The organism is Actinacidiphila sp. bgisy160, assembly GCF_965342435.1.
Lineage (GTDB): Bacteria > Actinomycetota > Actinomycetes > Streptomycetales > Streptomycetaceae > Actinacidiphila.
This window is the reverse complement of the sequence record NZ_CBDRCM010000016.1, coordinates 124586-133440: the sequence shown is the minus strand read 5'-3', so window position 1 is coordinate 133440 and position 8855 is coordinate 124586. Positions and strand designations below refer to the sequence as shown.

General features: G+C 71.8%; 8 protein-coding genes. All 8 read right to left on the bottom strand.

Annotated elements, in window-relative coordinates; genetic code table 11:
• On the bottom strand, positions 1-201 hold a 201-nt coding region (locus ACRWNP_RS16115), incomplete at its 3' end, for a flavodoxin-dependent (E)-4-hydroxy-3-methylbut-2-enyl-diphosphate synthase (protein WP_431961913.1).
• 7 nt (positions 202-208) lie between these two features.
• A complete protein-coding gene (hpnH, locus tag ACRWNP_RS16110; protein WP_431961912.1) occupies positions 209-1237 on the bottom strand; it encodes an adenosyl-hopene transferase HpnH in 1029 nt (342 codons plus the stop codon).
• 5 nt (positions 1238-1242) lie between these two features.
• Entirely contained in the window at positions 1243-1845 is a 603-nt protein-coding gene (locus tag ACRWNP_RS16105; protein WP_431961911.1) for a 1-hydroxy-2-methyl-2-butenyl 4-diphosphate reductase, read from the bottom strand.
• Positions 1845-3872: a squalene--hopene cyclase gene (shc, locus tag ACRWNP_RS16100; protein WP_431961910.1), complete on the bottom strand. Its 2028-nt coding sequence runs from the start codon at positions 3870-3872 to the stop codon at positions 1845-1847. Before shc ends, ACRWNP_RS16105 begins: the two co-directional genes overlap by 1 nt.
• A 98-nt stretch (positions 3873-3970) precedes the next feature.
• Positions 3971-5092, bottom strand: coding sequence for a polyprenyl synthetase family protein (locus ACRWNP_RS16095; RefSeq protein WP_431961909.1), 1122 nt, complete (start codon positions 5090-5092; stop codon positions 3971-3973).
• Positions 5089-6534 carry a hydroxysqualene dehydroxylase HpnE gene (gene hpnE, locus ACRWNP_RS16090; RefSeq protein WP_431961908.1) on the bottom strand — a complete coding sequence of 482 codons (1446 nt, stop codon included), beginning with the start codon at positions 6532-6534 and terminating at the stop codon, positions 5089-5091. Before hpnE ends, ACRWNP_RS16095 begins: the two co-directional genes overlap by 4 nt.
• A gap of 186 nt (positions 6535-6720) precedes the next feature.
• On the bottom strand, positions 6721-7659 hold the full coding sequence (hpnD, locus tag ACRWNP_RS16085) for a presqualene diphosphate synthase HpnD (protein WP_431961907.1): 939 nt from the start codon (positions 7657-7659) through the stop codon (positions 6721-6723).
• A complete protein-coding gene (hpnC, locus tag ACRWNP_RS16080) occupies positions 7656-8585 on the bottom strand; it encodes a squalene synthase HpnC (protein ID WP_431961906.1) in 930 nt (309 codons plus the stop codon). The genes hpnD and hpnC overlap by 4 nt, the downstream gene beginning before the upstream one ends.
• Positions 8586-8855 lie beyond the last annotated feature (270 nt).

Genomic DNA, 8855 nt, shown 5'->3' with positions numbered 1-8855 from the left:
CGCCGCCGTCAGTTCGGCGATCTGCTGAAGGGTCGCGTTGACGTCGGCGGTCAGCGTGGTCGTCATGGACTGGACCGAGACGGGGGCGTCGCCGCCCACCGCCACCGGCCCGACCTGGATGCGCCGCGAACGGCGGCGCTCCGCGAGCGGTCGGGCCGGTACGGAGGGCAGGCCGAGCGACACGGGCTCGACAGCTGTCATCGCGACGTCACTTCCCGCGGTTGCCGGTGACGGTCTCCCGGGTCGCCCTGATGGACTCCTTGAGGGAGGTCATCGTGGCCAGGACGGCGGTCGGCTCGTACCCGCAGTGCGCCATGCAGTTGGCGCAACGCGGGTCCTTGCCGCGGCCGTACTTGCTCCAGTCGGTTTCCTCGACGAGCTCCTTGTACGTGGTCACGTAGCCGTCGCTCATCAGGTAGCAGGGGCGCTGCCAGCCGAACAGGGAGTAGTTGGGGATCGCCCAGGCGGTGCAGGGGAAGTCGACCTTGCCTTCGAGGAAGTCCAGGAAGAGGGGGCTGTGGTTGAGCCGCCACTTCTTGCGGTTGCCGCCCGAGAAGGCCTTCTTGAACAATTCGCGCGTCTGCTCCACGCCCAGGAAGTGCTCCTGGTCGGGAGCCTTCTCGTAGGCGTACGCCGGCGAGATCATCATCTCGTCGACCTGCAGGTCGTCATTGAGGAAGTTGAGCACCTCGATGATGGTCTGCGGGGTGTCGGTGTTGAAGAAGGTCGAATTGGTGGTGACCCGGAACCCGCGCCGCTTGGCCTCCTTGATCGCCTCCACCGCCTCGTCGAAGACGCCCTCCTTGGCGACCGACTCGTCGTGCCGCTCGCGCAGTCCGTCGATGTGCACGGCGAAGGCGAAGTAGGGCGAAGGGGTGAACTTGTCCATCTTCTTGCGCAGCAGCATGGCGTTGGTGCAGAGGAAGACGTACTTCCGCTTGGCCACCAGCTGCCGCACGATCTCGTCGATCTGGGGGTGCATCAGCGGTTCGCCGCCGGCGATCGACACCATCGGCGCGCCCGATTCCAGGACGGCGCCCACGGCCTGTGCCACCGGCATGCGCTGCTTCAGCACGCCCGCCGGGTGCTGGATCTTTCCGCAGCCCTCGCATTTCAGATTGCACGCGAAAAGTGGCTCGAGTTCGACGATGAGCGGGAACTTCTCGCGCCTGCGGAGCATTTTCTGTTCGAAGAGGTAGGTGCCGACCCTGATGGACTGTCGGAGTGGCATGGCCATCTAGCTCACCTCCAGGGGAGCGCGGTAGAGCGGTGCCAATCGAGAAAGGCAGGAAGAAGGTCCCTCAGCACGCGGAAAGCGGTGATCCCCGTGCGGAGCGTGCCGACCCGCACGAGCTCGAACTCGGGCGTGTCGACGACCACGCGGGCCGCGGCGACCGGGCGTGGACCCCGGGCGAGCGCGGCCCGCATCATCGCCGCCGACTCCATGTCGACGGCGACGGCACCGGTGGCCCGGAGCGCCGCGCGCTCCGGGCCGCGTACGACGTGGTCCGACTCGGCGAGCCGGCCCACGTGCACGGTGTGTCCCGCCGCCTTGAGGGCGGCGGCGAGTGATTCCCCGTCATGCGGCTCGTCGGCGACGACCACGTCGCCCGGCCGCATCCCGGGGGCGAGCCCGGCGCAGAAGCCGGTGGTGAGGACCGCGGCGGTGTCCAGGACGGGGTCGCGCAGCGCGGCGGTGACGGCGCGTTCCGCGGCCTGCGGCCCCATGCCCGTGCGCACGAAGGCGACCGGGCCGGCGGCGTGGCTGCGGTCGCCGCCGCGCAGGGCGAAGCGTTCCACCCGCAGCGCGCAGACGATGAGCAGAGGTGGGCCGGACGGCCCCATCAGGCCCCCTTCCGTAGCCCGCCGAACGGCTCGCCGCGCACGTAGCGCCCGAGGGCGGTGAGCGGGAAGACCATCCGGTAGAGGTGGTAGTTGATGGAGAAGTCCCGGGGGAAGCCGGTGCCGGTGAAGTACGGCTCGTCCCAGGACCCGTCCTCGTTCTGGGTCCGGGCCAGCCAGCGCACCCCGCGCTCCACGGCCTCGCCGTCGCGCTCGCCGGCCGCCAGCAGGGCCAGCAGGGCCCAGGCCGTCTGGGAGGCGGTCGACTCGCCGCGGCCGATCCACTCGTCGGAGGAGTACGAGCGCAGGTCCTCGCCCCAGCCGCCGTCCTCGTTCTGCACGGACTCCAGCCAGCCCACCGCCCGCCGGATCGCGGGGTGGGACGCCGGCAGCCCGGCCGCCACGAGGGCCGGGACCACCGATCCGGTGCCGTAGATGTAGTTGACGCCCCAGCGGCCGAACCAGGCACCGTTGCGCTCCTGTTCGGCGAGCAGCCAGTCGATGCCGCGCCGGGTGTGCGGGTCGTGCTCCAGACCGAGGGCGGCCAGCATCTCGACCACGTGGGCCGTGACGTCGGCCGACGGCGGGTCGATGACCTCGCCGAAGTCGCAGAAGGGCAGCCGGTTGGGGAAGGCGCTGGTGTTGTCGGCGTCGAAGGCGCCCCAGGCGCCGTTCTTCGACTGCATCCCCACGTTCCAGCGGACCCCGCGGTCGACCGAGGCTTTCAGCCGTTCCGGGTCCGGGTGGTCGACCCTGAGCAGGGCGAGGACCACTTCCGCGGTGTCGTCGATGTCCGGGTAGGTGTCGTTCTGGAACTCGAACGCCCAGCCGCCGGAGGGCAGGCCGGGCCGCTGCACGGCCCAGTCGCCGGACTTGGTGATCTGCTCCCCCAGCATCCATTCCGCCGCCTTGACCAGTGCCGGGTGGTCGGCGGGGACGCCCGCGTCGGCCAGCGCGATGGTCGCCAGGCAGGTGTCCCAGACCGGGGACTGGCAGGCCTCGATCATCCGTGTGTCCTTGTCCGGCCAGACCGCGAACTCGTCCAGCGCCTTCAGTCCGGCGCGCAGTACGGGGTGGTCGAGGTCGTAGCCGAGCAGGTGGAGAGCGATGACGGAGTACACGGCGGGCGGCTGGATGCCGCCGAAGCAGCCGTCGTTCTCCTGGCGCTCGATGATCCAGCGCGCCGCCGAGCGCATCGCGGCCCGCCGCAGCGGACGGACGCTGACCTTGCGGTAGGCGTGCAGGGCCCGGTCGACCCGCTGGAAGAACCCGTCCCAGCTGGACAGCGGCGCCCGCGGGACCGGCGGGTTGGGCCGCGCGGGGTCGGTGTGCAGTTCGTCGAGGGTGAACGGGGCGGGCCGTACCGGCCGGTGGGCTCCGACGATGGTCAGCGGCACGATGGTCTGCCGGGCCCAGCTGGCGAAGGAGTAGATGTTGAGCGGAACCCACTTGGGCAGGTAGATGAGCTCGGGGGGCAGCTCCGGGAGGTCCTCCCAGCGCCACCAGCCGAACAGCGCGAGCCAGATCCGGGTGAAGACCCGCGACCGCGCGATCCCCCCCTGCTCGCGGACGAAGGCCGACGCGGCGGCCATCCACGGCTCCTCCGGGGCGTCCCCGGCCAGCCGCAGCGCGACGTAGGCCTCGACGGTGGCCGAGATGTCGCCGGGCCCGCCGTGGAAGGTGGGCCAGGCGCCGTCGTCGCGCTGCTGGGACCTGATCCAGCGGGCGGCGGCCTCGGTGACCCGCTCGTCCTGGATGCCGAGGAACTGACGGAGCAGCAGGTCCTCGGCGTCCATCGTGACGTTGGTCTCGAGGTCGCCCTTCCACCAGCCGTCAGGATGCTGACGCGCCAGCAGGTGGCCGGTTGCCCGGCGCGCGGCCTCGGCCGCGAGCTCCTCGGTCGTTCCGGTGTCCCCGCCGGGCTCGGCGGCTGATGCCGGTTCCGGGATCGCGCCCGAGGCCTTCGTTCTGGCCGAGGGTGTCCCGGGGGCCGCCTCGCCCCCGGAACCGCCGTCGGTCGTCGCTGTCATGGCTTCCCCTTTGCACAGTCGTTCTGTCTGCGGTGTTGGGGCTGCCGTCGGCCGTCACGCGCGCCCGGCCGGCGACGTACTGCGCTCCAGTTGTGTCCTTACTTCTCGCGAACCACCACGAAATCCGCCAGGCCCACGAGCTTACGGCGAACTTCTCCCGGCATGTCCATTTTGTCGAGTGCGGCGATCGCGGTGGCGTACTGCCTGCGGGCTTCCCGGGAGGTCCACTCCCGGCCACCGGCCTCCTCGATCAACGCCGCCCTCGTCGCGAACTCTTCCTCGTCGAAGGACTCGATATCATTACGGTCGGATGAATCCGAGGCCTTCGCATCCGCTGCCAGGAGTTCGGCGAGGCGCTGCGAGGCGGAGCCGCCCGCGGCCAGCGCCGCGACCACCGGCAGGGACTTCTTCCGCTGGCGCAGGTCGCTCCAGGTCTGCTTGCCGGTGGCGGCCGGGTCGCCCCAGATGCCCAGCAGGTCGTCGATGGCCTGGAACGCCAGGCCGAGGTGGTAGCCGTACTCCTCCAGGGCGTCGGCGTCGGCTTCGGAGGCGCCGCCGAGCACCGCGCCAATGGAGCAGGCGCAGGCCAGGAGGGCGCCGGTCTTGTTGCCCTCCATCTCCAGGCACTCCTCGACGGTGACCCGCTCGCGGTGCTCGAAGGAGATGTCCTGGGCCTGACCGTCGATCAGCTTGCGGGTGGCGGTGGTGAGGCGCCGGGTGGCCCGGCCGGCCTCGACGGTGCCCTGCTCCAGCAGGATCTCGTTGGCGAGGGCGAAGAGCGCGTCGCCGACCAGGATGGCCTGGGCGGGGCCGTGCACCTTCCACACGGTGTCGCGGTGGCGGCGCTGCTCGTCACCGTCCATCAGGTCGTCGTGCAACAGCGAGAAGTTGTGCACCAGCTCCACGGCGACCGCGCCGGGGACTCCCACCTCGGGTGCGGCGCCCGCCGCCTCGGCGGACAGCAGCGCGAGTGCGGGGCGTACGGCCTTTCCGCTGTCGCCGTGGGACGGGTTGCCCGCGGCGTCGATCCAGCCGAAGTGGTAGGCGGCGACGGTGTCCATCGGGGGTGCGAGGCGGTCCACGGCGGCGCGCAGCACCGGCGTGGACAGCTCGCGGCCGCGCTCCAGCAGCGCGGCCACGGTCTCTCTGTCGACGCCCGCGGTCATCTGCTCGTTGCCAGCGGTCACATTCTCTCCTCTGATTGCACTGGTGATGCTCATACCGGCTCCAGGCCTTCGATTGCGAAGGTACGTGGGTCGAAGGGATGGCGGAGTGCGGTCAAAGCTGCTCGGGAGGCTTGCAAACCGCTGCGGACCGCGCTTTCCATCGTCGCGGGCCAACCGGTGGCGGTCCACGCGCCGGCGAGCCAGACACCCGGCGCGCGGGTACGAGGTCCCGGGCGGAGGGCGCCGACACCGGGGGCGGGCGCGAAGGTCGCGGTCCGTTCCCTGGTGACGAAGAAGTCCCGTACGGCGGCTTCCCGCGCGGCCGGGAGCAGCCGCTCCAGCTCCGGCAGGTAGCGCCCCCGCAGCTCGGCCACGGGGAGGTCGATCTCCTCCTGGGCCGCCGACTGGGACAGGGCGACATACTGTCCGCCGCCGGTCAGGCCGGAGTGCTCCGTGCGGTCGAAGACCCACTGCACAGGGCTGCCGAGGGCGGCGAAGAAGGGTTGCCGCAGGACCTGACGGTCGTACACCACGTGCACGTTGAGGATCGGCGCGTTGCCGATGCGCAGCAGCGCGTCCTGGTCCTCCAGGGCGCCGGTGGGGAGCAGCCCGTGGGCCTCGTGCTGCGGCACGGCCAGGACGACGGTGTCGGCCGTGAAGCGCTCGGCGCGCCCGGGTCCGGTCTCGGCCTCGACCTCCCAGACCGGGCCGTCGCCCCTCGGGCCGCCGTCGGCGGACCGTACCGGCTCGGGTGCGTCCGTGCGGGTGAGCGAGGTGGCGCGGGCACGCAGCAACGTCCGCACGCCGGCCTTGTCCAGGGCGGTGCGGGCGCGGTCGTCGTGCAGCTCGCCGAGCGGCCGGGCGGCCCAGCCGATGTCCGCCGCGCCCGGCGCGGAGAGCAGCCCGGTCTTGAAGACCATGGCTGCCAGGCCCAGTGACGCCTCGTCGGCCGTGGCGTTCAGCGTCGCGACGCCGACCAGGTCCCACAGCGCCTCGACGGTGCGGGCCGACTGGCCGCGCCCCCGCAGCCAGCTGCCGAAGTCGACGGCGTCCAGCGCCGGGTCGGCGGGGTCGAGCGAGCGCAGCGCGAGCGCGGCCCGCCCGACGGACGCCCGCTCCGCCAGCGACAGGTGAGGATAGGTGGCCAGACTGGCGGCCAGGTGCAGCGGTACGGGCAGCCCCGCGCGGCGCAGCCGGCCGAGCCTGGGCCGCGAGGTGGCCACGTCGAGCACCGGCACGTCGAGCCGCTCCTGGAGGGTGACCAGGTCGGCCGCGTCGATGCGCTCCAGGAACCGCAGGTAGGCGACGCAGCACCGCAGGAAGACATGCTGGCCGTTGTCGACGGTCAGGTCACCGCGCCGGAAGGAGAAGGCGAGCCCGCCCAGCCGGGGCCGGGCCTCGAGCAGGGTGACGCGCAGTCCGGCGTCGGCCAGGGCCAGTGCCGCCGTCGTGCCCGCGAGCCCGCCGCCGATCACGACGGCAGTGCGCTCAGCCATGCGTCCTCCCCCGGGTGCCGCCGCGCGCGGAGCGGCGCACCGTTGCCGACAGTGACGCCTCCGGCATGACCGCGGTTGCCTCACGGCGGCGGAAAACGGCGCTTTTCCGTGACGCTGCCGCTCCCGTGCCGGTTGCGGTGCTTTTGCCGGTGCGGAGGAAGAGGCCCACGGCCGATGGGGCGGGTGTCACACGCGCCCCCTGGCGGCACGTCGGGCGTCGAGACCGGCGAGGCCGCGCGCCGCGACATACGCCTTCTGATGACCGGGCAGCGAGACCCGGCCGCGCAGGACGGCCTCGGGATCGGCGGCGATGCGCTCCAGAAGGCGGCGGTAGATGCCGGCCATGGCGGAGACGCAGGCACCGCTGCGGCGGTCCAGCATGGGCAGCAGCTGGTACCCCTCGGCGAACAGCGCGCGGGCCCGCTTCACCTCGAACTCGACCAGGCCCGCGAAGTCGGACCCCGGCGGCGGGGTGTCGGTGAGGAACCCGTCGGAACAGCCGAATTTCGCGAGGTCGTCGGCGGGCAGGTAGACGCGTCCGTTGGAGGCGTCCTCACGCAGGTCCCGCAGGATGTTGGTGAGTTGCAGGGCGAGCCCAAGGGTGTCCGCGTACTCCGCGGCGCGCTCCCGGCCGGGCGCGCCGGGCAGGGTGCCGAAGACACCGAGCGAGAGCCGGCCGATGGCCCCGGCGACGCACCGGCAGTAGGACGCGAGATCCTCCCAGGTCTCGTAGGTGTCACCGCGCAGGTCCATCTGCACGCCGTCGATCAGCTCCTCGAGCCCGCCGAGGGGGATCGGGAAGCGGCGGGCGGCGTCGGCGAGCGCGACGGCCACCGGGTCGGTGTCGTCGTCGGTGACGACGCCCTCCCGGATCCGGGTGAGCAGGGCCCGGGTCCCGTCCAGCCGCCGCTGCTTCTCGGGGAGTTCGAGGTCGCCGTCGCCGATGTCGTCCACCCGCCGGGAGAAGGCGTACAGGGCGGACATGGCCTGCCGCTTGGGGGTGGGCAGCAGCCGGATGCCGTAGGCGAAGTTCCGGGCCTCGTGGCCGGTGACGACCTCGCAGTAGCGGTAGGCCGCGAGCACCGGTCCGGACATGCGATCGGAGCCGTTCACAGTCCGGCTCACCCCTCTCTTCGCAATGTCGACCCCACCTCGCGCAGCAGGCTGAACTTGCCCGCCTTCGGCGGACCCGGCAGCACGTCGTACCCCGCGTCCGCGATCGCCCGCAAGGCGGCGCGGCCTCCTCCGGCGAACCCGGCGAGCAACAGCCTGAGCCTGCCGTGGACGCTACCCACCAAGGGGGTGCCTTCATTCAGGAGGTCTCGGGCGCGTTCCGCTTCGTACGCAACGAGTGCGCGCACCTGTGCGCCCGCGGTCGCGGCGGTGAGATCGGTTTCGGTGACGCCGAAGCGCTTCATGTCCTCGGCGGGCAGGTAGATACGGTCGCGGCCGAGGTCCTCGGTCACGTCCTGGAGGTGCTCGATGATCTGCAGCGCGGTGCAGATCGCGTCCGAACGGCGGATCCGCTCGGGCGTGGCGGTGCCGGTGATGCCGAGCACGAGCCGGCCGACCGGGTTGGCCGACAGCTCGCAGTAGGCGAGGAGGTCCTCGTAGGTGGCGTAGCGGCGGACCACCTGGTCCTGGCGGTTGGCCTCGACCAGGCCCTGGAAGGGCGCGGGCGTCAGGCCGTGCCGCCGGACGGTGGGCAGCAGCGCGCGCAGCAGAGGGTGGCGGACGTCGTCGGGGCCCGCGTCGAAGACCCGGCGCAGGTCGGCCTCGAAGGCGTCGAGCATGGCGAGGCGGTCCCCCGCCGCCTCCGCGGGCAGTCCCAGGCGTACGGCGTCCGTGCGGCCGCCGTCGGCCAGGTCACCGTCGCCGATGTCGTCGACGAGCCGGGCGAAGCCGTAGACGGCCATCAGGTCGGCGCGCCAGGAGCGGGGTACGAAGAAGGGTGCGACGGGGAAGTTCTCGCGGGCCGCCTTGTCGAGGACGGCACGTGAATGGGGGTCCGGCGCCGTGACAGCCCGCGCCTCGGGCTTGAGACCGGTCACCGTGGACGTCCCGGTGTGCGGGCGGTGGGTGCTTTCTCCCCAGGGGTCCACAGAGCCATTGCCGTCACATCCCCCGTTCTACACCGATAGCCCATTACACCCAATTTCGGACACGCCGCTCCTATAATTCCTGCTCCCGGCCGTCCCGGCACTCGAACCGACTCTCCGGACGTATCGCCCGAGATCCGGCGATTGAGTACCGCTACAGCTTACGGCGCGGATCCGCTCCGGCGTGCGCCGGGGGGCGGACCGATGTCGATCCGAAAGCAG

Coding starts and splice junctions, on each gene's coding strand:
- hpnH (WP_431961912.1), bottom strand. CDS start 1,237: ATGGCCATGCCACTCCGACAGTCCATCAGGGTCGGCACCTACCTCTTC.
- ACRWNP_RS16105 (WP_431961911.1), bottom strand. CDS start 1,845: ATGGGGCCGTCCGGCCCACCTCTGCTCATCGTCTGCGCGCTGCGGGTG.
- shc (WP_431961910.1), bottom strand. CDS start 3,872: ATGACAGCGACGACCGACGGCGGTTCCGGGGGCGAGGCGGCCCCCGGG.
- ACRWNP_RS16095 (WP_431961909.1), bottom strand. CDS start 5,092: ATGAGCATCACCAGTGCAATCAGAGGAGAGAATGTGACCGCTGGCAAC.
- hpnE (WP_431961908.1), bottom strand. CDS start 6,534: ATGGCTGAGCGCACTGCCGTCGTGATCGGCGGCGGGCTCGCGGGCACG.